The 23,563-nt window shown below is 69.9% G+C and carries 21 protein-coding genes; 7 read left to right on the top strand and 14 right to left on the bottom strand.

All coding sequences use genetic code 11. The features are described 5' to 3' along the window. Positions 1 to 5: 5 nt before the first annotated feature. The gene (locus ACIBHX_RS03195) at positions 6 to 2,156 is read left to right on the top strand and encodes a DUF6351 family protein (protein ID WP_397063700.1); all 2,151 of its coding nucleotides are present in this window, start codon (positions 6 to 8) and stop codon (positions 2,154 to 2,156) included. On the opposite strand, the gene ACIBHX_RS03190 is transcribed toward ACIBHX_RS03195, so the two are convergent. Beyond that, positions 2,134 to 3,363, bottom strand: a complete 1,230-nt coding sequence (locus ACIBHX_RS03190) for an MFS transporter (protein WP_397063699.1) — start codon at positions 3,361 to 3,363, stop codon at positions 2,134 to 2,136. The genes ACIBHX_RS03195 and ACIBHX_RS03190 overlap by 23 nt on opposite strands. Positions 3,364 to 3,418: 55 nt before the next feature. Between ACIBHX_RS03190 and ACIBHX_RS03185 the strand changes: the two genes are divergently transcribed. Continuing rightward, positions 3,419 to 3,934, top strand: a complete 516-nt coding sequence (locus ACIBHX_RS03185; RefSeq protein ID WP_397063698.1) for an ArsR/SmtB family transcription factor — start codon at positions 3,419 to 3,421, stop codon at positions 3,932 to 3,934. Here the strand turns inward: ACIBHX_RS03185 and valS are convergent. Further along, the gene (valS, locus tag ACIBHX_RS03180; protein WP_397063696.1) at positions 3,893 to 6,406 is read right to left on the bottom strand and encodes a valine--tRNA ligase; all 2,514 of its coding nucleotides are present in this window, start codon (positions 6,404 to 6,406) and stop codon (positions 3,893 to 3,895) included. The genes ACIBHX_RS03185 and valS overlap by 42 nt on opposite strands. A gap of 79 nt (positions 6,407 to 6,485) precedes the next feature. Here valS and ACIBHX_RS03175 point away from each other — a divergent pair, with 79 nt between their 5' ends. Further along, positions 6,486 to 6,764, top strand: coding sequence for a DUF4235 domain-containing protein (locus ACIBHX_RS03175; RefSeq protein ID WP_397063695.1), 279 nt, complete (start codon positions 6,486 to 6,488; stop codon positions 6,762 to 6,764). Here ACIBHX_RS03175 and ACIBHX_RS03170 read toward each other — a convergent pair. From ACIBHX_RS03170 to paaN, 6 genes are all read right to left on the bottom strand, one after another. After that, positions 6,745 to 8,130, bottom strand: coding sequence for a trehalose-6-phosphate synthase (locus ACIBHX_RS03170; RefSeq protein WP_397063694.1), 1,386 nt, complete (start codon positions 8,128 to 8,130; stop codon positions 6,745 to 6,747). The two genes, ACIBHX_RS03175 and ACIBHX_RS03170, sit on opposite strands and share 20 nt — an antisense overlap. Before the next feature lie 22 nt (positions 8,131 to 8,152). Further along, positions 8,153 to 9,670, bottom strand: coding sequence for an FAD-dependent monooxygenase (locus ACIBHX_RS03165; RefSeq protein WP_397063693.1), 1,518 nt, complete (start codon positions 9,668 to 9,670; stop codon positions 8,153 to 8,155). After that, positions 9,667 to 10,626, bottom strand: a complete 960-nt coding sequence (locus ACIBHX_RS03160; protein WP_397063692.1) for an MBL fold metallo-hydrolase — start codon at positions 10,624 to 10,626, stop codon at positions 9,667 to 9,669. Before ACIBHX_RS03160 ends, ACIBHX_RS03165 begins: the two co-directional genes overlap by 4 nt. Further along, positions 10,623 to 11,441, bottom strand: a complete 819-nt coding sequence (locus ACIBHX_RS03155) for a 3-hydroxyacyl-CoA dehydrogenase family protein (protein WP_397065010.1) — start codon at positions 11,439 to 11,441, stop codon at positions 10,623 to 10,625. Before ACIBHX_RS03155 ends, ACIBHX_RS03160 begins: the two co-directional genes overlap by 4 nt. A 69-nt stretch (positions 11,442 to 11,510) precedes the next feature. Next, positions 11,511 to 12,257: an enoyl-CoA hydratase/isomerase family protein gene (locus ACIBHX_RS03150; protein ID WP_397063691.1), complete on the bottom strand. Its 747-nt coding sequence runs from the start codon at positions 12,255 to 12,257 to the stop codon at positions 11,511 to 11,513. A 546-nt stretch (positions 12,258 to 12,803) separates the two neighbouring features. Further along, positions 12,804 to 14,444 carry a phenylacetic acid degradation protein PaaN gene (gene paaN / locus ACIBHX_RS03145; RefSeq protein WP_397063689.1) on the bottom strand — a complete coding sequence of 547 codons (1,641 nt, stop codon included), beginning with the start codon at positions 14,442 to 14,444 and terminating at the stop codon, positions 12,804 to 12,806. Positions 14,445 to 14,525: 81 nt separating this feature from the next. Between paaN and paaI the strand changes: the two genes are divergently transcribed. From paaI to ACIBHX_RS03130, 3 genes are read left to right on the top strand one after another with little or no spacing between them, the layout of a single operon-like run. Then, positions 14,526 to 14,912: a hydroxyphenylacetyl-CoA thioesterase PaaI gene (gene paaI, locus ACIBHX_RS03140; protein WP_397063687.1), complete on the top strand. Its 387-nt coding sequence runs from the start codon at positions 14,526 to 14,528 to the stop codon at positions 14,910 to 14,912. Next, a complete protein-coding gene (gene paaK / locus ACIBHX_RS03135; protein WP_397063685.1) occupies positions 14,909 to 16,204 on the top strand; it encodes a phenylacetate--CoA ligase PaaK in 1,296 nt (431 codons plus the stop codon). The genes paaI and paaK overlap by 4 nt, the downstream gene beginning before the upstream one ends. 4 nt (positions 16,205 to 16,208) lie before the next feature. Next, complete coding sequence (locus ACIBHX_RS03130) at positions 16,209 to 16,799, top strand: TetR/AcrR family transcriptional regulator (RefSeq protein ID WP_397063683.1); 591 nt, start codon at positions 16,209 to 16,211, stop codon at positions 16,797 to 16,799. A 24-nt stretch (positions 16,800 to 16,823) separates the two neighbouring features. Here ACIBHX_RS03130 and ACIBHX_RS03125 read toward each other — a convergent pair whose 3' ends face one another. From ACIBHX_RS03125 to ACIBHX_RS03110, 4 genes are all read right to left on the bottom strand, one after another. Further along, the gene (locus ACIBHX_RS03125; RefSeq protein WP_397063681.1) at positions 16,824 to 17,630 is read right to left on the bottom strand and encodes a hypothetical protein; all 807 of its coding nucleotides are present in this window, start codon (positions 17,628 to 17,630) and stop codon (positions 16,824 to 16,826) included. 34 nt (positions 17,631 to 17,664) lie between these two features. Then, complete coding sequence (locus tag ACIBHX_RS03120; RefSeq protein WP_352324238.1) at positions 17,665 to 17,964, bottom strand: DUF4193 domain-containing protein; 300 nt, start codon at positions 17,962 to 17,964, stop codon at positions 17,665 to 17,667. A gap of 286 nt (positions 17,965 to 18,250) precedes the next feature. Beyond that, on the bottom strand, positions 18,251 to 19,537 hold the full coding sequence (locus ACIBHX_RS03115) for a sensor histidine kinase (protein WP_397065008.1): 1,287 nt from the start codon (positions 19,535 to 19,537) through the stop codon (positions 18,251 to 18,253). A gap of 38 nt (positions 19,538 to 19,575) precedes the next feature. After that, entirely contained in the window at positions 19,576 to 20,229 is a 654-nt protein-coding gene (locus ACIBHX_RS03110; protein ID WP_397063680.1) for a response regulator transcription factor, read from the bottom strand. A gap of 209 nt (positions 20,230 to 20,438) precedes the next feature. Between ACIBHX_RS03110 and ACIBHX_RS03105 the strand changes: the two genes are divergently transcribed. Further along, positions 20,439 to 20,603 (top strand): hypothetical protein, encoded by a 165-nt coding sequence (locus tag ACIBHX_RS03105; protein WP_397063678.1) that lies wholly within the window; start codon positions 20,439 to 20,441, stop codon positions 20,601 to 20,603. A gap of 51 nt (positions 20,604 to 20,654) precedes the next feature. On the opposite strand, the gene ACIBHX_RS03100 is transcribed toward ACIBHX_RS03105, so the two are convergent. Continuing rightward, a complete protein-coding gene (locus ACIBHX_RS03100; protein ID WP_397063677.1) occupies positions 20,655 to 21,443 on the bottom strand; it encodes an inositol monophosphatase family protein in 789 nt (262 codons plus the stop codon). Next, on the bottom strand, positions 21,440 to 23,521 hold the full coding sequence (locus ACIBHX_RS03095; RefSeq protein ID WP_397063675.1) for a S9 family peptidase: 2,082 nt from the start codon (positions 23,519 to 23,521) through the stop codon (positions 21,440 to 21,442). Before ACIBHX_RS03095 ends, ACIBHX_RS03100 begins: the two co-directional genes overlap by 4 nt. Positions 23,522 to 23,563 lie beyond the last annotated feature (42 nt).

The raw sequence follows: 23,563 nt of genomic DNA, 5'->3' as shown, positions 1-23,563 counted from the left end.
GAGCCATGAAAGTTGCCTTAGCGGGTGTGGCGATTCTCACCGCGATGTCCGGCCTGCCGGCGATGACCGGCAACCATGTCGAGCTGGAGGTGCTCTCCAGCCGCGCCGATCAGGTCACCGGCGGTGACGCGCTGGTCAGGGTACGGCAGGGCCCCAGGTCGGCGCACTCCGGGCCGGTGAAGGTGCTGCGCAACGGCGAGGACGTGACCGCCGCCTTCAAGCCGGACCCGGACGGGCGCTCGTACACGGGCCTGGTGACCGGGCTGGCGGTCGGGTCCAACCGGCTTGAGGCCGTGGCCTGGCCGTACCGCGACTCGCTCAAGCTGCGGAACTTCCCGATCGAGGGTCCGGTCTTCTCCGGCCCGCACCAGTACCCGTTCCTGTGCAAGACCGAGCGGACCGGGCTCGGCCCGCCGGAGCCGGACAACCAGGACGGCCAGGGCTACCGCGTGGCGGGCGGCTGGAGCAGGGACTGCTACGCCAAGCCCGTCACCGACCGGCTCTACCGCTCCACCGACGGCACCTTCAAGCCGATGCCGGACCAGCGGCCCGCCGACATGGCCACCACGACGACCCTCGACGGCCGGACGGTCGACTTCGTGGTCAGGCGCGAGCGCGGCGTGATCAACCGCTTCCTGTACTCGATCGCGAGCCTGGAGGACGGCTACAACGGCCGGGCCATCTTCCGCTTCGACGGCGGCGTGGGCATCGGGCACGACCAGGGACAGCTCGCCGGCAACGCGCTCGATCCCTACGGCCTCGGCAAGGGCTACGCGATCCTGTACTCCTCGGGCACCCGCACCTCCACCCACTACAACCTGATCGTCGGCGGCGAGACGGCCCTGATGGTCAAGGAGCGCTTCATCGAGCGGTACGGCGTGCCGCTGTACACCGTGGGCGTGGGCGGCTCGGGCGGCGCCATCCAGCAGTACCTCTACGGGCAGAACTACGGCGACCGGGTGATCGACGCGGCCATCCCGCAGTACTCCTATCCCGACATGGTCACCCAGACCATCCACGTGGGCGACTGCGAGCTGCTCGAGAACTACATGGACCACAACCCGCGCTGGGCGCACTGGGACGAGCGGACCGCGCTGATCGGCTTCAACGCCAGCGACACGGTGGCCAACCCGTACACCGGCAAGCCGGGGTCGGACGAGTGCGTCAAGGGCTGGCGCGGCCTGACCCCGCTGACCATGAACCCGAAGTGGACGCCGAACAACGACCCTGAGTGGGCCAGGATGGATCCGCCGGGCGTCAAGGACACGGTCCAGTGGACGCACTGGGACGACGTCAGGAACGTCTACGGCGTCGGCCAGGACGGTTACGCCCGTTCCACCTGGGGCAACGTCGGCGTCCAGTACGGTCTGGCGTCCCTGCGCGAGGGGACGATCACCCCCGCCGAGTTCCTCGACGTCAACGCCAAGGTGGGCTCCTGGAAGGAGGCCCGCGACATGGTGCAGGAGGGCTGCCCGTTCGTCTGCCCCGGCGACTTCGACCCGTGGAGCGCCCGCAACCAGCTCACCGGCGATCCCGCCCCGCGCAGGACGGGCGACCCGGTCGCGATCAGGAACGTGCGGCGCAGCGGCCTGGTCTTCCGCGGCGACATCGGCATCCCGATCATCGACTGGCGGCACTACCTGGAGGATCAGCTCGACATGCACGACGCGCGGGAGTCGTTCGTCAGCAGGCAGCGCATGCTGGACTTCGACGGCCGGGCGGGCAACCAGGTCATCTGGTTCACCGACGCGCGTCCCGACGGTCCCCGCTTCGACCAGACGCCGGAGGCGCTGCAGGTGATGGACCAGTGGATGGCCAACATCCGGAAATATCCGTACAAGGGGGTGGAGGGCAACAAGCCACCCCTGGCCACCGACCGGTGCTTCGCCACGGACGGCACCGAGATCGCGTCGGGTCCCCACGTCTGGGACGGCATTCTGGACAAGAACCCCTCTGGCCCCTGCACCACGAAATTTCCGATCTATACGTCTGCACGGATGATCGCGGGCAGCCCCCTCGAGGGCGATGTCTACGCGTGCAGGCTCCAGCCGGTGGCCAGGGCCATCGACCGCGGCCTGTACGGCGCCTGGCAGCCGAGCCAGGACGAGCGCGCCCGGCTGGAGCAGATCTTCCCTACCGGAGTGTGTGACTACTGACGGGCAGCTCCCGCATGGTGCGCAGGGGCGAGGCGAACACCCACAGGAACGCCAGGCAGCCGCCCACCGCGGCGACCAGGATGGTGGCCCTGACCCCGATCGCCTCGCCCAGCACGCCGCCGAGCAGCCCGCCCAGCGGCAGCGTGCCCCACACCATGAAGCGCATGGTCGCGTTCATCCGCCCGAGCAGCGCGTCGGGGGTGGCGGCCTGGCGGAAGCTGAGCTGGGTGACGTTGTAGACGACCACGCCCACGCCGAAGGCGAACTCCTGCAGCGCCACGAATGCCAGCCGCCAGTCGGCCTGCGCCAGCGGCACGAGCAGCAGCAGCGGCGCCGGCACCAGGATCGCCAGCCACAGCGTGGGCCCCTGCCCGAGCAGTACGGCGAGCCTGCCGGTCAGCCAGGCGCCGAGCAGCCCGCCGATCCCGCCGAGCGCGGCGAGCAGCCCGATCGCGCCCGGGCTCAGCCCCAGCTCCCTGGCCAGCAGCAGCAGGACCATCGGCTGGGCCATGGCCCCGAACAGGTTCGAGGTCGCCGTGCACCCGGCGATCCTGCGCAGCAGCCGGTCCCCGAGCACGAACCGCAGCCCCTCCAGGATCTCCTTGCCGAGGTGCCCGGCCCCCGCGCCGCGGTACTCCGGCTTGCGGATCGTGCCCAGGCACAGCGCCGACCACGCGAACCCGGCCACGGTGGCCACCAGCGCGAACGGCGCGGTCAGGAACTGGATGAGGTAGCCGCCCGCGCTCGGCCCGCCCAGCTGCGCGACCGTCCGCACCACCTCCAGCGCCGCGTTCCCGCGCACCAGCTGGTCGCGCTCGACCAGGTGGGGCAGGTAGCTCTGGTAGGCCACGTCGAAGAAGACGGTGAAGGCCCCCAGCACCAGTGCCACGGCGTAGAGCTGGTAGATGCCCAGCACGCCCAGCCACCACGCCAGCGGGACCGAGGCCAGCACCGCCGCCCGCCCCCAGTCGCACACGATCATCACCTGCCGCCTGCGCAGCCGGTCGATGATCGCGCCCGCGGGCAGCCCGATGACCACGAACGCCAGCGTCTGGCACATGGCCAGCACACCCACCTCGAAGGCCGAGGCGTGCAGCACGGTCACCGCGACCAGCGGCATGGCCAGGACCAGGATCTGCGCTCCCGCCTGGCTCGCGGTGTCGGCGAGGAAGAGGCCGCGGAAGTTCCGGTCACGAAGGAGGGTCACGACATGAGGGTCTAGGACCGATTGAGAAAAGTCAATCGGTTGTAGGGTGCTCGCGATGGGACCCAAACGCCGACCGCCCACCGAGGCCGAGGCCCGCGCGCTGGCCTCCGCCGCACGGCTGCGCATCCTGCGGCTGTGCCTGGACGAGGCGCTCACCAACAAGGAGATCGCCGGGCGGCTCGGCGCCAACCCGGCGACCACGCTGCACCACGTGCGCAAGCTCGTGGAGACCGGCTTCCTGGCCGCCGGGCCGAGCAGGCCCGGCCCGCGCGGCTCGACGGAGATCCCCTACCGGGCCACCGGCAAGTCGTGGGAGATGGACATCCGCGACGCGCCGGTGCCTGGGGGCGAGGAGGCGATGCTCGAGGCCTTCCTGGACGAGGTGCGGCTCGTCGACGTCAGGGAGGCGGACTTCACCCGGCTGGGGTTCCGCCTCACCGACGCCGAGAAGGCCGAGCTGCAACGCCGGTTGCACGAGGTGTACGAGGACTTCAGGAGCCGGAGCCCGGCTCCCGACGCCCTGCCGTACTCACTGTTCGTCGCCCTGCACCGCGACGTCGGCCGTGACTGAAAGCTCGGGGCCCTCGGTCAGGACGAACTCCTCGACGTTGCCTGCGCCGCACAGGTCGTCCTGGGCCAGCCGTACGAGAGCGGCGGGGCCCGAGACGGTCAGCCGGGAGATCTCGGCGCGCATGGACAGCTTGGCCGCGGACTTGGCCTTGCGCACCTGGCGCAGCACCTCCGAGGCCACCGTCAGCACGGCGGGGTCGCCCTCGACGGCCCCGGCGGCGGGCCACTCGGCGCGGTGCACCGAGCCCGGGCGCCACCAGGACCAGACCTCCTCGGTGACGAACGGCAGGAACGGCGCGAAGAGCCGCAGCAGCGTGTCCAGCGCCTGCCGCAGCGCCGCGACCGCCGAGGCGTCGCCGTCGTAGGCGCGGGCCTTGACCAGCTCCAGGTAGTCGTCGCAGAAGGACCAGAAGAAGCGCTCCGTGGCCTCGAGCGCCCTGGTGTAGTCGTAGCCCTCGAAGGCCTCGGTGGCCTCGCGCACCACCTCGGACAACCCGGCCAGCATCGACAGATCCAGCGGCTCCACGACATCGCCCGAAATTTCGTCAAATGAGAGGACGAACTTCGAGGCGTTCAGGATCTTGATGGCGAGGCGGCGCCCCACCTTGATCTGCCCGGTGTCGAAGGCCGTGTCGGTGCCCGGCCGGCCGCCGGCCGCCCAGTAGCGGACCGCGTCGGAGCCGTACTCCTCGAGCAGGCCGAGTGGCGTGGTCACGTTGCCCTTGGACTTGGACATCTTCTTGCGGTCGGGGTCCAGGATCCACCCGGAGATCGCCACGTCGGCCCACGGCAGCGTGCCGAACTCCTGGTGTGCCCTGACCACGGTCGAGAACAGCCAGGTGCGGATGATCTCGTGGGCCTGCGGACGCAGGTCCATCGGGAAGACCCGGGAGAACAGGTCGGGGTCCCGCTCCCAGCCGCCGGCGATCTCCGGCGACAGAGACGAGGTCGCCCAGGTGTCCATCACGTCAGGGTCGCCCATGAAGCCACCGGGCTTGCCCCGCTGGTCCTCGCCGTAACCGGACGGCACCTGCGAGGAGGGGTCGATCGGCAGCTCGTCCTCCGACGGCACCAGCGGGTTGGCGTAGTCGGGGTTGCCGTCGGCGTCCAGCGGATACCAGATGGGGAACGGCACGCCGAAGAAGCGTTGCCGGGAGACCAGCCAGTCGCCGGTCAGCCCGCTCACCCAGTTGTCGTAGCGGACCCGCATGTGCGGCGGTTGCCAGCGCAGCTCCGAGCCCCGCTCGAGCAGCCGCTGCCGCAACTCCGCATCGCGCCCGCCGTTGCGGATGTACCACTGGCGGGTGGTGACGATCTCCAGCGGCCGGTCGCCCTTCTCGAAGAACTTCACCGTCCGCTGGATCGGGCGCGGCTCGCCGTCCAGGTCGCCCGACGCGCGCAGCATCTCCACGATGCGCTCGCGGGCGCTGTGCACGGTCTTGCCCGCCAGCTCCTTGTACGGCTCGGCGTCCACCCCCTCGGGCGGCTCGGGCAGCAGCCTGCCGTCCCAGCCGATCACCGGCCGGGTGGGCAGGCCGAGCTCACGCCACCAGGTGACGTCGGTGATGTCGCCGAAGGTGCAGATCATCGCGATGCCGGAGCCCTTGTCCGGCTCGGCCAGGTGGTGGGCCAGGATCGGCACCTCGACGCCGAACAGCGGCGTCAGCGCGGTGGTGCCGAACAGCGGCTTGTAGCGCTCGTCGTCGGGGTGGGCGACGAGGGCCACGCAGGCCGGGATGAGCTCGGGCCTGGTCGTCTCGATCCAGACGGGCCCCTTCTCGCCGTAGAAGGAGATCCGGTGGAAGGCGCCGGGCCAGTCCCTGTCCTCCAGCTCCGCCTGGGCGACAGCCGTACGGAAGGTGACGTCCCACAGCGTGGGGGCCTCGGCCATGTAGGCCTCGCCGCGGGCCAGGTTGCGCAGGAAGGCGCGCTGCGAGGCGGCGCGGGCGTTGACGTCGATGGTGGCGTAGGTCATCGACCAGTCGACCGACAGGCCCAGGCGCCGCCACAGCGCCTCGAAGGCCTTCTCGTCCTCGACGGTCAGCCGCTCGCACAGCTCGATGAAGTTGCCGCGCGAGATGGAGATCTGACTCTTTCCGGGCTTCTCGGGAGGTTCGAAGGACGGATCGTAGGGCACGGAGGGGTCACAGCGGACGCCGAAGTGGTTCTGCACGCGGCGCTCGGTCGGCAGGCCGTTATCGTCCCAGCCCATCGGGTAGAACACCTCGCGCCCGCGCATGCGCTGGAAGCGGGCGATGGTGTCGGTGTGGGTGTAGGAGAAGACATGGCCGACGTGCAACGCGCCGGACACGGTCGGCGGCGGCGTGTCGATCGAGTAGATCTGCTCGCGCGTCTTGGAGCGGTCGAAGCGGTAGGTGCCGTCGCTCTCCCAGCGAGCTACCCATACCTGCTCCAAGCCGTCGAGAGAGGGTTTCTCCGGCATGGGGGCATGGCGTAGTCGCTGTTGAGTCATGCCTCCATATGGTACGGGTTCGCAGGACCCGGGGCCGGTACAGACTAGTGTTCGTTACATACGCGAAGGAGAGGTAGGCATGGCGGAGGATAAGCCGGATCTCGCCTGGCGGGTCATCGGGGGGCTGCTCGGACTGGTCACCGCATGGGTGGCCAGGAAGATCCTCGGATACGCCTGGGTGAAGGCGACCGGCAAGGAGGCGCCGCTCGACGCCGAGTCGGACGAGGTCGGCATGGCCGAGGCCATCGGCTATGCCGTGCTGATGGGCGTCGGCATGTCCGTGGCGCAGATCGTGGTGAACAAGACCGCCAAGAAGCGCTACGTCGCCTGGAAGGCGCTCAAGTCTCCAGAGCAGTGAGGAACTCGCTGGCCCAGCGGTCCACGTCGTAGGTGGCGACCCGGCGGCGCATCGTGCGCATGCGCCGGGCCAGCTCGTGCGGCGTGGCCCGCATCGCCGCCAGCAACGTGCGCTTGACGCCCTCCACGTCGTAGGGGTTGACCAGGTAGGCCTGCCGCAGCTCGTCGGCGGCCCCGGCGAACTCGCTGAGCACCAGCGCGCCCTGCAGGTCGTGGTGGCAGGAGACGTACTCCTTGGCGACCAGGTTCATCCCGTCGCGCAGCGGCGTCACCACCATCACGTCGGCCGCCAGGTAGAGCGCGGCCAGCTCCGCCCGGTCGTAGGACTGGTGGAAGTACTGCACCGGCTGGTGGCCGAACATCGAGTGCTCGCCGTTGATGCGGCCCACCTGCCGCTCGATCTCGTCGCGCAACCGCCGGTACTGCTCGACCCGCTCCCTGCTCGGCGTGGCGATCTGCACGAACACCGCCTCGCCCGGGTAGACCCGGCGGTCCTTCAGCAGCTCGCCGAAGGCCCGCAGGCGCTGCCCGATGCCCTTGGTGTAGTCGAGCCGGTCGACGCCGAGCAGCACGTGCTCGGGATCGCCCAGCTCCGCCCTGATCTCCTTGGCCCTGGTGATGATGTGCGGCTCGCGCACCATCGTGTCAAGCTCGGCGAAGTCCACCGAGATCGGGAAGGCCTGCGTCCGCACGATCCGGTCGTCGAGGAAGATCTCGTTTCCCTTGTACGGCAGGCCCAGCAACCGCCGGCACAGCCTGCGGAAGTTCGAGGCCCCGCCCGGTAGCTGGAATCCGACCAGGTCCGCCCCGAGCAGCCCCTCCACCAGCTGGCGCCGCCAGGGCAGGCGCCAAAACAGCTCGACCGGCGGGAACGGGATGTGCAGGAAGAAGCCGATGCGCAGGTCGGGGCGGAGCTTGCGGAGCATGGCGGGCACCAGCTGCAGCTGGTAGTCCTGCACCCAGACGACGGCCCCTTCATCGGCCGCCTCGGCGGCGGCCGCCGCGAAGCGCTCGTTGACCTCGCGGTAGGCCTCCCACATGTGGCGGTGGAACACCGGCGGCGCGACCACGTCGTGGTAGAGCGGCCAGAGCGTGGCGTTGGAGAAGCCCTCGTAGTAGTTCTCGACCTCGCGCGCCGACAGCGGGACCGGGACCAGGTTCATCCCGTCCTGGTGGAACGGCTCCACGTCCTCGTCGGCGGCGCCCGCCCAGCCCAGCCAGGCGCCCTTGCGGCGCTGCATGACCGGCGCGATGGCGGTGACCAGGCCGCCGGGGCTGCGGCGCCAGGAGGCGGTGCCGTCAGGCTCGATCGTGCGATCCACTGGCAAGCGGTTCGCCACGATTACGAACGAGCTACGGCTGACCACACGATCCTCCCCTACGTCAAGCTTACGAGAGCCGCAGGCAGCGGCTCACGGCGGCCGTCACAGACTCGGGCCCCGCGTGGGGGATGATCGCGGCGATATGGGCGTCGGGCCTGACGACCCACGCCTCACCAGGCACCGCTCCCAGCGTTTCCGCCAGGGTGCCGGTCCCGTCGACCTCCGCGAGCTCGCGTACGGCGAGCGGCGCCGTTGTCACTTTGCCCACGAGCTGCGCAAACAAACCCGAATCACGCATTTCGCCCAGAAGTATGAGGAATCCATCCCTGCACAGATCCCTTAACCGGCCGGCCGGAATGGGGAGGTCCGGCAGGATCACGCCGGGCGCGGGCGGCACGGTCGCACCCTTGGGCGGGCGGCCGGCGAAGGGGCGGCTGCGCTCGGGCGTGGTCAGCGGCGAGTCGACGTACCAGTACGGCTCGGCGAACCTGCCCGAGTCGACCTCGTCGATCGCGGCCCGGTCCAGCACGTCGCGCCGGTGCCGCCGCTGCTCCTCGGTGCCCGGCACCAGGAAGCGCATGGTCGCGGCGGTGACCTCCAGGTTCTCCCTGGCGGCGGCGTGACGTTCGGTGTGGTAGGTCTCCAGCAGCTCCTCCGGCGCCCAGCCACGGGCCACGAAGGCGAGCTTCCAGGCGGCGTTCTCGGCGTCGGGGACCCCGGAGTTGAGCCCGCGCGCGCCGAACGGGGCCACCAGGTGGGCGCAGTCGCCGGCCAGCAGGACCCGGCCGACGCGCATCCGGGAGGCGATCCTGGAGTGGAAGTGGTAGACGGACTGCCAGATGAGCTCGTAGTCCCACTCACCGATGATCTGCCTTATTTTTTCCGAAATATCGTCTTTTGTTGGGTGGAAGTCTGGGGGGACCTGCCAGTCGATGCGGAACGTGCCGCCGGGGCAGGGGTGGATGAGCACCTGCCTGCCCGGGTTCCACTCCGGGTCGAAGTAGAAACGGCGCTCGTTCTCCCAGCCCGGCAGGTCGGCCCGGATGTCGCAGATGAGGAACCGGTCGTCGAAGGTCTCGCCGTCGAAGGTGACACCCAGGGCCTGCCGTACGGCATGCGCGCGGGCACCGGCGCAGGCCAGCACGTAGGGGGCGCGCAGGACCCGGTCGCCGCAGCGGACCGTGACGCCGTCGGCGTCCTGCGTCAGGCCGGTGACCTCATGGTCCCAGCGGACCTCGATCCGGGGCTCGCGGGCGATGGCGGCGTCGAGGAGCTGCTCGGTGCGGGCCTGGGAGATGTTGACGAACGGCGGCAGCGGGCCCTGGGAGTCGAAGCTCCAGGAGAACAGCTCCTTGTCCCGGTAGTAGGTCCGGGCCGTGGTCCAGGTCAGGCCCTCCTCGGCCACCTCGGGGACGCCGAGCGAGGACCAGAGGTCGAGCACGTCGCGCTGCTGGCAGATGGACTTCGAGCCCTCGAGGTCGCGGGCGGGGCGCTGGTCGAGGACCAGGACGTCCAGGCCCCAGCGGGCCAGCAGCAGCGCGGCCGTCTGCCCGACGGGGCCCGCGCCGATGACGATGACGTTCATGACTGGAGCTGCTTCCATACCTCCTGGTCGCGCTCGGTGGTCCAGATGCGCGGCCGCTCGACGCCGTCCAGCTCGTCCCACAGGCGGGACACGTCGAACGGCAGGCAGTGCTCGAAGATCGGCCACCTGCCGTAGCGGGGTTCGAGCGCCTCGTGCGTGGCCTCGAACGCGTCCTTGAGTGTGCCTCCGCGGGCGTGGACCGTGCCCACTCGCTCGATCATGACATTGAGGAAATTTCGGGTTTGTGCGATGGCGGCCTCGACCTCTGCCGCTGTTCTGGCGACGGCGCCGCGGCCGCCTATCAGGGTCTCCGCCTCGAGTTCGGCGATGCGGTCGAGGGTGGTGGTGGCCCACTCTCGGTGGAAGGCGTCCCCGGTGTAGAGGGCGGCCTGGGATTCGACCAGGTCCCCCGCGAAGACGATCTTCTGCTTGGGGAGCCAGGCGACCAGGTCGCCCTCGGTGTGGCCTCTGCCCTGATATTTCAGGACAAGGTCGCCGCGGTCGCCGCCCAGGTCGATCGTCAGCGTGTCGCTGAAGGTCAGCGTGGGCCAGGTCAGGCCCGGGATGGAGTCGGGGTCCTTGAACAGGCGGGGCATCCTGGCGTACTCGCTGGCCCAGTCCTGCTCGCCCCGCTCGGCGACCAGCATGCGGGTCTTGTCGTGCGCCACGATCACCTCGGCGCCGAACGCCGAGGCGCCCAGCACCCTGACGGCGTGGTAGTGCGACAGCACCAGGAACTTCACCGGCTTGTCCGTGTGCTCGCGCAACCGGGCCAGCCACTCACGGGCCGCCACCGGCGTGGCCAGCGCCTCAAAGCACACCAGGAAGTCCTCGCCCTCGATCGCGCCCACGTTCGGGTCGCCCTCGGCGGTCAGCGCGTAGACGCCGTCCGCGAGCACCTCCAGCGTCTGCTCCTTGGTCGCCAGGTCGGCCGATGAGGCGAACGGCTTGGTCATGCGGTCCTCCATGCGTAGAAGCCCTGGCCCGTCTTGCGGCCCAGTTCGCCCTTGGCGACCTTGTCACGCAGGAGCTGCGGGGGTTCGAAGCGGGGGCCGAGCTTGGCGGCCAGGTATTCGGCGATGGCCAGCCGTACGTCCAGCCCCACCAGATCGCTCAGCCGCAGCGGGCCCATCGGGTGGCGGTAGCCGAGCACCATCGCCGTGTCGATGTCCTCCGGGGTGGCGACGCCCTCCTCGACCATGCGGACGGCCTCAAGCCCGAGCAGCACCCCCAGCCGGCTGCTTGCGAAGCCTGGCGAGTCGTTGACCACCACGCCCGTCTTGCCGATCCGCTCGACCCACTCCCTGGCCGTGGCCAGGACCTCCGGCGGAGTCGCCTTCGTCACCACGATCTCGACCAGCTCCTGCACCGGGACGGGGTTGAAGAAGTGCATCCCGATCAGCCGCTCCGGCCGCTCCAGGCCGCTCGCCAGCTCGCCGATGGACAGGGAGCTGGTGTTGGTCGCCAGTACGGCATGCCTGTCGAGCCGTTCCTCGGCCCTGGCCAGGACCTCCACCTTCAGCCGCGGATCCTCGGGCACGGCCTCGATCACCAGCTCGGCGTCACCTGGTATCTCGGCCATGGTCAGCCTGCCCAGGGCCTCTTCGGCGGAGCCCCCGCCCTTGCCCTCGGCCACGGCCAGCCCCTTGGCGACGCGGTCCCTGGCCGCGTCGGCCTCCGGCTCCTGCACGGTCACGCGGGCACCGGCCGCCAGGAACACCTGCGCGATCCCGGCCCCCATCCGGCCTCCGCCGATGACTCCGACCTTCATGCTGCCGCTCCGGCCCTCATCCACGTCCCTCTCCCATCCTCTTCCCCGGCGTGCGTCTCAGCGGTGCCATCAGTCGCGACCCTTTTCCAGAAATTTCGTCATCCTGGCGTGTTTGTCCGGGTCTTCGAAGAGGACGGCCTGGGCGAGGTGGTCGGCCAGCGGGTGGGACCCCGGTGGGGCATCCAGGACGAGCTTGGTCAGGCGCAACGCGGTGGCGGAGACCCTGGTCATCCGGTCGATCAGGCGGTGGGCCGCCTGTTCCAGCTCCCCCGGCTCGTGCACCTCGGCCACGAGCCTGCACCCGGCGGCCTCCACGGCGTCGACGATGTGCCCCGCCAGCAGCACCAGCTTCGCCAGCGGCTCACCCACCAGCTCCTTCAACCGCCAGCACGCCCCGGCTCCCGCGATGATCCCCAGATTCGGCTCCGGGTTGCCGAACTTGGCCCGAGTGCTCGCCAGCCGGATGTCGCACGCGTACGCCAACTCGGCACCACCGCCCAGCGCATACCCGTCTACGGCCGCCACGGTCGGCATCGGCAACCGCCTTATGCGCTCGAACAACGTGCTGTTGATCCCCTGCAGCGCCTCGTCCCTCCCGCGCTGCCGCAACTCCCCGATGTCGGCCCCGGCCGCGAACACGCTCTCACTCCCGGTCAGCAGCAACGGCCTGGGGGTCCGCTCCAACGCCTCACACACGTCATGGAGCTCCCGCACCATCACACTGTTGATCGCATTCCGCGCCCCGGGCCGATGCAACCGCACCACAATCCGATCCCCAAGCTCCTCAACCACCAACGTCTCCACTACAACCTCCACTCACGTCCCAGCCACTGCTAACCCTCAGCCCCACACCCACGCCCCACGCGCCCACCCGCACCCCGCCTCACCGCGCCACCCGCGTCCCAACTCACCGGGCCACATCCCGACTCACCGGTCCACGCACATCCCGACCACCCACGCCGCCGGGATACTCGCCGCACCAGAGCACCGACCACCGCCGACGTCCCGACCCGCCGCACCGGCGCTTGGCAGGGCGCCCCTCGGCATGCACGCAAGCCCCCTGCGCCCCGGCGCGCTAGGCATCCCAGGCACCCGCGCGAGTCCCCCGCCACCGCCCGCCCGCAACCCCGGGCGAAGACCACGCATCCCGCCGAGGACCACGCCGCCGGGCGCTCGCCGTACTCGGGCGCCGACCACCGCCGACGTCCCGGCTCGCCGTACCGGCGCTTGGAAGGGCGGCCCGTGGCATGCGCGCAAGGTCCTTGTGTCCTGGCGCGCTGGGCCGTCGCATTCCAGGCATCCGCGCGGTGCCCTCGCCACCTGCTGGCATATGGGGCGTTTCTTGTGGCGTGGGGTGGGAGCTCATGCGGGGCGGCGGGATTGGACGATGTGGAAGCGGCCTGCGACGTAGGAGGGGTCTGTGAGGGAGGCGGTGGCGGCGGGGTTGGCGCCGGAGCCGTGGTAGTCGCTGAAGGCGGCCGACTGGTTGACGAAGACGCCGGCCGTGAGGTTGCACGACAGGTTGACCCCGGCGTCGAGGGCGGCGCGTTCGGCGGCGTCGAGCGTGCCGGGCGAGGTCGAGTAGACCGCCGCGGTGATGGCGCCGCGGGAGGAGACCGTGGCGCGGAGCAGGTCGAGCGACTCGGCCGTCGACCCGGTGGCGATGACGAAGGCGATGGGGCCGAAGTGCTCGTGGTCGTAGACCTCGCGCTGGTCGGCCGTGAGCTTGACGATGACGGGCGTGCGCACCACCGCGTCCGGGAAGGCCGGATGCTTGACCGCCCGGGACTCCAGGACGACCTCGCCGAGCGCGGGTGCGTGCTCGACCCGCTCGAGCACCCCGGGGTTGACGATGGCGCCGATCAGCTCGACGGCCTTGGCGTCGTCGTCGGTGAGCCTCCTGACCGCGGCGGCGATCCCTGATGCCACCTCGTCGAAGGTCTTGTGGCCTTCGTCGGTGGAGATGCCGTCCGCGGGGATGAAGATGTTCTGCGGCGCCGTGCACATCTGCCCGCTGTAGAGCGAAAGCGAGAAGGCCAGGTTGCCGAGCATCCCCTTGTAGGAGTCGGTCGAGTCGACGACGATCGCGTTCACGCCGGACTTCTCGGTGTGGACCAGGGCGTGCCGGGCGTTGGCCTCGAGCCAGTCGCCGAACGCGGTCGACCCGGTGAAGTCGATGATCTGCGCCTGCGAGGCGAGCTCGACGGCCAGCCCCTGCCCCTCCTCGACGGCCAGCTGCACCAGCGCCTGGTCGAACCCGGCCTCGGCGAGCACCTCGCGCGCCACCCCGACGGTGATGGCCAGCGGCAGGACCGCCCGCGGGTGCGGCTTGACGATGACCGGGTTGCCGGTGACAAGCGAGGCGAACAGGCCGGGGTAGGCGTTCCAGGTGGGGAACGTGTTGCACCCGATCACCAGGCCGATCCCGCGCGGCACGACGGTGAACTTCTTCTCCATGACCAGCGGGTCGCCCTTGGTGGGCTTCTCCCAGCGTACGGAGGAGGTCGAGGCGGTCTGGGCGGCGTAGCCGTACGCGATGGCCTCGAGCGCGCGGTCCTGCGCGTGCGGCCCGCCGGCCTGGAAGGCCATCACGAACGCCTGCCCGGTGGTGTGCTGGACGGCGTGGGCCAGCTCGAAGCTGCGCTGGTTGATCCGGTTCACGATCTCAATGCAGGTGAGCGCGCGCACCTCCGGCCCGGCGTCGCGCCAGGCCGGCAGCGCCTGCCTGGCCGCGGCGACCAGCGCCTCGACGTCCGGCTTCGGGTAGGTGATGCCGAGATCGATCCCGTACGGCGAGCGTTCCGCACCGATCCAGGATCCGGTGTCCGGCTGGTCGAGCGGGAACGGCTTACCGAGGCGGCCCTCGAAGTCCGACTTGCCCCGATCGGCGGCCCCTTCTCCGTACACGCGCGGGCTGGGCGACTCCGGGTAGGCGCTCCAGTAGCCGCGGCCGGCGATGGCGGAGAGAGCTCGATCCAGGGTCTCGCGATGCTGCTCGAACACGGTGGTCCCTCTCTTGACAGGGATGGCCGGACGGTGAAGTGTTTACCGAACATTCGGTCAGTTGACAAGGGAGAACTCCGTATGGAGTCCGCGCGTCGCATGATGGATGCCGACACCGCGTCCAAGGCCCTCGGCATCGAACTGGTCGAGCTGGCGCAGGGCAGGGCCGTGTGCAGGATGGCCGTCACCGCGCAGATGATCAACGGGCACGCGCTCTGCCACGGCGGGTACGTCTTCCTGCTCGCCGACACCGCCTTCGCCTGCGCCTGCAACACCCACGGCCCGGTGACCGTGGCCGCCGGCGCGGAGATCATTTTCGTGGCGCCCGCGCACGAGGGTGACGTCCTGGTGGCGGAGGCGGTCGAGCGCACCCGTTACGGGCGCAGCGGCGTCTGCGACATCACGGTGAGAAAGTCAGATGGTCAGGTGGTCGCGGAGTTCCGCGGTCGCAGCAGGGAGATCAGGTGAAACTCGCACAACCCCCCGCGCGGGAAGAACTCGACGCGATCGAGCGCGTGTCGCGCGACGAGCTCACGGCGATCCAACTTGAGCGCCTTCAATGGACGCTTCACCACGCCTACGAAAACGTCCCGCTATATCGGCAAAAATTCGACCAAGTGGGCGTTCATCCGAGCGACTGCAAGGACCTGTCGGACCTAGCCAAATTCCCATTCACAACAAAGCAGGATTTGCGGGACTGCTACCCATTCGGGATGTTCGCCGTGCCGCGCACCGAGGTCGTGCGGGTGCACGCCTCCAGCGGGACCACCGGCAAGCCCACCGTGGTCGGCTACACCCGGCGCGACATCGACACCTGGGCCGAGGTGATGGCCCGCTCGATCAGGGCCGCCGGCGGCCGCCCCGGCGACATCGTGCACGTGGCCTACGGCTACGGCCTGTTCACCGGCGGGCTGGGCGCGCACTACGGCGCCGAGCGGCTGGGCTGCACGGTCGTGCCCGTCTCCGGCGGCATGACGCCGCGCCAGGTGCAGCTCATCACGGATTTCCGGCCCTCGGTCATCATGGTGACCCCGTCGTACATGCTGGCCCTGCTCGACGAGTTCGAGGCGCAGGGGCTCGACCCGCGCGAGAGCTCCCTGCGCGTGGGGATCTTCGGCGCGGAGCCGTGGACCGAGCAGATGCGCGCCGAGATCGAGGACCGCTTCGACCTGCACGCCGTCGACATCTACGGCCTGTCGGAGGTGATGGGTCCCGGCGTCGCCCAGGAGTGCGTGGAGACCAAGGACGGCCTGCACGTCTGGGAGGACCACTTCTACCCCGAGACGGTCGACCCGTTCACCGGCGAACCGGCCGAGTCCGGCGAGCTGGTCTTCACGTCGCTGACCAAGGAGGCCCTGCCGATCATCCGCTACCGGACGCGCGATCTGACCCGCCTGCTCCCCGGTACGGCACGGCCCGCGTTCCGCCGCATGGAGAAGGTCACGGGACGCACCGACGACATGATCATCCTGCGGGGCGTGAACCTCTTCCCCACCCAGATCGAGGAGCTCGTGCTGCGCATCCCCGGCCTGTCGCCACACTTCCAGCTGCACCTTTCGCGCCCGCAACGCCTGGACGTGCTCACGGTGAAGGTCGAGTCCCGCCCCGGCTTCGAGGACCGCGCGAGCGCGTCCGCCCAGCTGGCCAGGCAGGTCAAGGACCGGATCGGGCTGACGGTCGAGGTGGAGGTCGTCGAGCCGGACACGCTGGAGCGGTCGATGGGCAAGCTCAAACGGGTCTACGACAGACGGGATAATTAGCCATATGGCCAGTCCAACCCGTCAGCGCAGGCGCGGGCACGATCCCGAGTCCGTCCTGTCGATCGCCGTCGGCGTCTTCAACGAGCGCGGCTACGACGGGACCAGCATGGAGGATCTCGCCCGCGCGCTCGGCGTCACCAAATCCGCCATCTACTACCACGTTCCCGGCAAGGAGCAGCTTCTGGCGCGGGCGCTCGACCGGGCGCTCGACGGCCTCTTCGCGATGGTCGCCGACCCGCGCGCGACGACCGGGCCGGCGCTCGAGCGGCTCGAATGGGTGGTACGGCAGAGCGTCGCGATCCTCGTGGACCGCCTGCCGTACGTGACGCTCCTGCTGCGGGTGCGCGGCAACAGCCGGACGGAGCAGGCGGCGCTCGGCCGGCGGCGCGAGTTCGACCGCTTCGTCAGCCACCTCGTCAAGGAGGCGGCCTCGGACGGCCAGATCCGGCCGGATCTCGACCCGGCGCTGGTCACGCGCCTCCTGTTCGGCACGGTCAACTCGATCACCGAGTGGTACCAGCCCACCCGCGGCACGACAGCCGACGACCTCGCCACCGCCATCCTCCGCATGACCTTCGACGGCCTCCGCGTCTAGCCCCTCCCCCGTACGGCAAGCCCCTTATGGGGAGAGTTCGGTGCGGGGCGAGGGCGGGGGGAGGTTGGGGCGCTTGAGGCGGAGGTCGTTGCGGATCGCCTCGCCGAGTCTCTTGGTGGCCGCCCGGTTGAGGGCTCCGCCGGCGACCGCGCCCGTGAGGAAGGGCCCGAGGGTCGTCAGGTGCCGCCCGAGCGTCCGCATGAGGCGGTTGCGCAGCGCCGTCTTGGTGGCCGCGCCGAGCGCGAGCGTGACCGAGGCGGGCGCGAGCGGGTCGATGCCGCGCTGTTTGGACCATGCCGAGGTGAAGGCGATCGCGCGCTGCGTGCCCGAACCCTCGACGCGTACGCCGTACACCTCGTGCAGCTCGGCGAGAAGTTTGACCTCGATGGCCGCGACCACGATGGTCTCCGCGACGAGCTGCGCGGGGGCTGAGAGGAGGAGGGGTGGGGCGGCGAATTCGGCCGCCGCGAGCGCTCCGCCGATGGCCCCGACGCTCATCGTGGCCTTCTGGGCGGTGCGTACGAGGTCGTCGGCGAGTTGTTCGCCGGTGAGCCCGTGGTGGTGTTCGGAAAGCGTGTGCAGGTCCCTGATGGGAATGCGTGGCGCGATGTTGAGGAAGACGTCGGCCAGCCAGCGGCCGCGGCCGATGCCGGACTCCTTGGCCTTCCTAGCCCCGGTGGACAGTGACCGGGCTAGACGGCCGAGCAGCTTGCGCCGCTCGGCCGGCTCCAGCTCGCCAGGAGTGGTGAGCTTGCCTACGAGCTCGCCGACCTCGCTGTCGGGATCGGCGAGTTCCTTGCCTGGTTCCTGGTCCTTTTCGGATGCAGCCACGCCAAGCCTCCCTCTGCTGATCGCGGTGCTGCGGTCAGGCGGCGCACTCCCGGCAGATCTGCTGGCCGTTCTTCTCGGAAGCCAGCTGACTGCGGTGGTGCACCAGGAAGCAGCGCGAGCAGGTGAACTCGTCGGCCTGGCGGGGAATCACCCGCAGGGAGAGCTCTTCGTTCGACAGGTCCGCGCCAGGCAGCTCGAGCGACTCGGCCAGGTCGGTCTCATCGATGTCGATGCTGCCGGACGACTTGTCGGTACGCCTGGCCTGGAGTTCCTGGAGGCTGTCCTCACCCAGGTCGTCGTCGGTCTTGCGCGGGCTGTCGTAGTCGGTAGCCATTGTGCTTACTCCATCCCCCTCATCTATATGCTTTCGCGCTCATCGCGCGTTCTCTAACGCTTGAGAGGCTCATCTTGTGCCCGTTCCGTCCGGGGATTTTGCTTCGGTACCCCGCAGGAACGGACGACGAACCTGCCAACACGTCAGGGCCTGCTGCCGACAGCCGCGCGGTTAGCCAAATATGGCGAAACACACAGCCTTGGCGTCATGCACCACCGTGTTCGACGGCACATCCAACCACATGTACGGCGTGAACGAGACGCCCGCGGTGGAGCAACACGCCGGATCACCGTCCGGGAAGGCGAATGGTGACAACCAGTCCCCCGCCATCGCGGGGAACGGCGGTCACGTTTCCGCCATGCGCTTGCACCACAGCACGGACGATGGACAGCCCGAGACCCGCTCCCTTGGCTGAATCCACGCGGTCGGCATGGAGCCTCCTGAACGGCTCGAACAGGCTGTTCACCTCGTACGCCGGGACATGCTGCCCGGTGTTGGCCACCTGAACAACCAAGGCCCCGTCTACCATTCCCGTTCTGATCCAGACTTTTCCGTCCTTGGGGATGTTGTACTTGACGGCGTTCTCGAGCAGGTTGCTGACGGACCGCTCCAAGAGCACCGGGTCGCCGATCGCGGGAGCGCTCGCCAGCTCCGTGGTGATCGTGACATCGTGCTCGGCGGCGAACGGCGTGACCTGCTCGACAGCGGTCTGGGCGACCTCCTTGACGTCGAGGGGCTTGCGCACGGCCAGCTCCCGCTCGCTCCTGGCCAGCAGCAGCAGGCCCTCGATGAGCTTCTCGTTGCGGGCGTTGACCTCGAGCAGGGTACGGCCCAACGCCTTGAGATCCTCGGAGGCCTCAGGATCGGACAGGGCGATCTCCAGGACCGTCCTGTTGATGGTGAGCGGGGTGCGCAGCTCATGGGAGGCGTTGCCGACGAAGCGCCGCTGGGTGTCGAAGGCGACGTTGAGGCGGGTCAGCATGTCGTCGAAGGTGTCGGCCAGCTCCTTCAGCTCGTCCTCAGGCCCCTGGAGGCCGATGCGCTGGTGGGCCAGGTTGCTGTCGGACAGCTTGCGCGCGGTGGCGGTCATCTGGGCGACCGGCCGCATCGCCCTGTCGGCCGCGAAGTAGCCGACCATGAGCGCCAGGATGCCCATGCCGAGCAGCGCCATGAACGAGCTGCTGAACAGCGCGGCCCGGGCCTGGGCGATGGCGTTCACCTGCGCGTTGTGCCAGATCAGCTGGGTCCTGGTGGCCGACTCCACGTCCAGCCCGCTCAGGTCGAGGTTGGGCCAGGCGCTGTCGATCGCGGTGCCGACGATCGAGTAGAGGGTGAAGAGCAGCAGGGCCGAGGCCACGAAGAACAGGGCGCTGTAGGTGAGCGTGAGCCGCCAGCGGATGCTCACCTTGGCGGGCAGCCCCTTGATCCGCTCCATCGGGGTCTGCTGGGCGGGGGCGTAGGAGGGCGGCGGCGGGCCGTCCCAGGCCGGCGGGCCGGTCGGAGGGGGCGGCTGCTCGCCGCCCACGGTCAGGTCCTCCCGCCGAGCCTTGCGCTCGGAATGCGGGCTGATCATGGGGTGCGTTGGCACCCCCTCACGGTCCGGCCTTTCACTCACAGTTTGTATCCCACTCCAGGTACTGTCTCGATCACCTGCGGCTCACCGAGCTTCTTGCGCAGCGTCATCATCGTCACGCGCACCACGTTGGTGAACGGGTCGATGTTCTCGTCCCACGCCTTGTCCAGCAGGTCCTCCTGGCTGACGACGGCGCCCTCGGCCCGCATCAGTTCCTCCAGGACCGCGAACTCCTTCTTGGTGAGGATGATCTCCTTGCCGTCGCGCTGCACCAGCCGCTTGCCGGGATCGAGCGTGATCCCCCCGCGCTCCAGGACGGGCGGCAGCGCGGGCGCGGAGCGTCTGCCCAGCGCCCTGACCCTGGCCACCAGCTCGATGAACACGAACGGCTTGGCCAGGTAGTCGTCGGCGCCCAGCCCGAGCCCCTCGACCTTGTCGTCCACGTCGCCGGACGCGGTCAGCATGAGGATCCGGGAGGCGGAGCGCTGCTCCACCAGCCGCCTGCACACCTCGTCGCCGTGGACGACGGGCAGGTCGCGGTCCAGCACGATCACGTCGTAGTCGATGTAGGAGGTGCGCTCGAGCGCTCCGCCTCCGTCGTAGGCCACGTCGACCGCCATGGCCTCGCGGCGCAGCCCGGTCGCGATCGCGTCGGCGAGCACCCGCTCATCCTCAACCACCAGCACTCGCACGGCCTGGTACCCCTCTCAGATCCGGTCTTCATTCTGCCCACAGGCCCGATAAACGCACGGTAAGGCATGTTCGGGAGTGTGTGCGGCAACGCACAGCCAATTCCAGGTTTCGGGGTGCGAGGAGGGTGGGTATGCCGTCGGGACACCCATCGCCGTGTGTTCCCTCAGTGTCCCGTGCACACGTGTCGAACCCCACGAGAGAAGGTGAGATGGGCGAGTTCACCACCACGATCGAACGCCGCCTCGACCAGGCTTACCAGGGTCTAAGGGAGGCTCGGTGCGCCGGCGACGACTACCTCGCCGACACGCTCACCGCCGAGATCGATGACCTGCGCCGTCTGGCCGACGATCACGGCGTGCCATTGCACCACTGACCGGTGACATGGCGACGGCCGGAGCCTGCGGGCTCCGGCCGTCGCTCGTTTCTAGGCGTCGCGTTCCGGGTCGAGCGAGGCCAGCAGGTCGTGCAGCTCCTCGAAGAGCCCTGGCGCCGCGCACAGCGTCAGCTCGGAGTTGTACGGCTTGCCGTGCAACCCGCCGATGCGCGCGCCCGCCTCGGTGGCCACGAGCCCGGCGGCGGCGTAGTCCCAGTAGTTGGTGCCCCGCTCGTAGTAGGCGTCGATCCGCCCGGCGGCCACCGAGCACAGGTCGGAGGCGCACGAGCCGCCCCGCCGGATGTCGCGCACCCGCGGCAGCACGGCGGCCAGCACCTCCCCCTGCACCGCCCGGCGTCCGGCCGAGTAGCCGAACCCGGTGGCCACCAGCGCCCGCTCCAGCGGGACGCCGGTGTTGCAGCGCAGCCGTTCGCCGCCGAGCCAGGCGCCGTGTCCGAGGGCGGCGGTGAACATCTCGCCGCGCGGCACCACGTTCACGGCGCCGGCGACGACCTGGCCGTCCACCTCGACCGCGATGGACACGGCCCAGTCGGGCAGGCCGTACAGGAAGTTGACCGTGCCGTCGATGGGGTCGACGACCCAGCGGACGGACGAGGCGCCGCGGGCCTCGCCGCCCTCCTCGCCGAGGATCGTGTCGTCGGGACGGGCGGCCAGGATCCGGGAGCGGATGAGCTGTTCCGAGGCCTTGTCCAGCTCGGTCACCACGTCGGTCGGGCTGGACTTGGTCTCGATCGTGGACGACATCGTGGGCCGCTTGGCGAGGAGCATCTCCCCCGCCTCCCGCGCGATGTCCTCCGCGAGCCGTACGAAATCTCTCATGCCAGCGAGTCCGGTCGCTTCCATTCCTGGGCGAGAACGTGCTGGGCGAGGAAGGCGAGCACGGTCTCGTACCAGGCGACGGCGTTGCCCGGCTTGAGGACCCAGTGGTTCTCGTCGGGGAAGTAGAGGAACTTCGACTCGACGCCGGTGCGCTGCAGGTCCCACCACAGGCGCAGGCCCTCGCCGATCGGCACGCGGTAGTCCTTGTCGCCGTGGATGACCAGCATCGGCGTGCTGATCTTGTCGAGCGCGTGATGCGGTGACAGCTTGGCGTAGCGCTCGGAGCCGGGGTCGCCGAACTCGCGCTGCCAGTACATCGAGGCGTCGGTGGTGCCGGCGAACTGGTCGAGGTTCCACAGCGAGGCGTGGGTGACGATGGCCTTGTAGCGGTCGCTGTGCCCGGCCACCCAGTTGGCCATGTAGCCGCCGTAGGAGCCGCCCATCGCGCCGAGGCGGTCGGCGTCGATGTCATCGCGGGCCAGCGCCACGTCCACGATCGCGTCGAGGTCGGCCAGCGTGCGCGGGCCCCAGTCGCCCCAGCCGCGGTCGATCATGTGCTGGCCGTACCCGGTCGACAGGCAGGGGTCGGGCAGCAGGACGGCGTAGCCCTGCTCGGCCATGATCCACGGGTTCCAGCGCCAGGACCAGTCGTTCCACGAGGCGACGGGACCGCCGTGGATCCACAGCAGGAACGGCGCCGGGTTGTCGGCCGAGGCTCCGCTGGGCAGCACCAGCCAGCCGCGGATCTCCTGCCCGTCGTCGGCGGTGGCGGAGATCTCGGTGAGCGTGCCCGGCAGCTCCAGGGCGGGCGCGGGCGAGGGCAGCGCGGTGATCTCGCCGGAGACGGCGTCGACGCGGGCGGGCGCGGGCGCGGCGTCCACGCCGCTGCGCAGCGCGTACACGAAGCGGCCGTCCTGGGAGGCGCTGAGGCTCAGGTAGGCGGCGTCGTCGGAGGTCAGGCGGACGGCGTCGGCGTGCCAATTGTCGCGCCCGCTTCGCTCCTCGTTGGCTCGTTCCTCGCTCTCTCGTCGCGAGCTCCTGCGCTCGGGGAGCGGCACCCGGAAGATCGGCCGGCGTCCCTGGTGGTCGGCCACGATGAAGACCGCGCTCGAGTCGGGCGCCCAGACGATGTCCATCGGGAACAGGTCGGGCGCGTGGGTGGCACCCTCGCCGGTGGCCAGGTCGCCGATCCACAGCTCGCTGCGGGCCGACAGGTCGAGGCCGGTGAGGCGTTCGCGGGCGCAGGCGACGCGGGCGCCGTCGGGCGACACCGCGATCGGGCCGGTGAAGTCATAGGCCTCGTCGCTGAACAGGACGCGCCCCTCCCCGCTGGCCACGTCGATGGCGACCAGCTCGGAGCGCAGCTCGCCGCGCGGCAGGAACACCCGCCAGGTGGCGATCACGGTGGAACCGTCGGGGGTGAGCGCGAAGGACACGTCGCGCAGCGCCTCACCCGGCGCGGGCGTCAGGTCGCGCACGTCCTCCAGGCGGTCGTCGCCGATCGTGGCCGCGAACAGCCGGGTGCGGCCGGGGCCGAGGTCGTGGTCCCAGTAGCGCACCGGGTAGCCCTCGTGCAGGATCGCGCTGATCCCGGCGTCCTTGCGGGCCTTGCGGCGCTCCTCTTCTGCGGCCTCCTCCCCGGTGAGCACGTCGGCGGCGAACACGACGACCTGGCCCGCCGTACGGAAGGCGCCGATGCCGCCGGGGCGGGTGGCCACCTGGCGGGCCTCACCGCCGGAGCGGGGCAGCAGCCAGAGCGCGGGCACCTCCTCGTCGGGGTCCTTGACCGTCGGGTCGGGGCGTGCGGAGGTGAACAGCACGTCGCCGGCGTCGGTGAAGTCGGCCGAGCTCTCGCCCTTGGTGGAGCGGGTCAGCCGGGCGGGTTCCCTGTCCTTGTCGGCGGGGGGTGGCGGGGCGGGGTCAAAAACAGGGATGCCCCAGAGCGCTGTGCCGTACGACTTGCCGTCGGGGTTCAGCGACTGGACCACGGAGACCAGCCGGGAACCGTCAGGGGCGAGCTTCAGCGAGAGGACGCGCGGGATGCCTACATAGTCACGTATGTCGTTGAATGCGCTCACCTGATCGAACCTACCTCCCTCTCAGCACTGGTCATAGGCTTA

Source organism: Nonomuraea sp. NPDC050536, from assembly GCF_044457685.1.
Classification (GTDB): Bacteria; Actinomycetota; Actinomycetes; order Streptosporangiales; family Streptosporangiaceae; genus Nonomuraea.
Note: the sequence above shows the minus strand (reverse complement) of the source record. Positions and strands in the feature narration are given on the sequence as shown.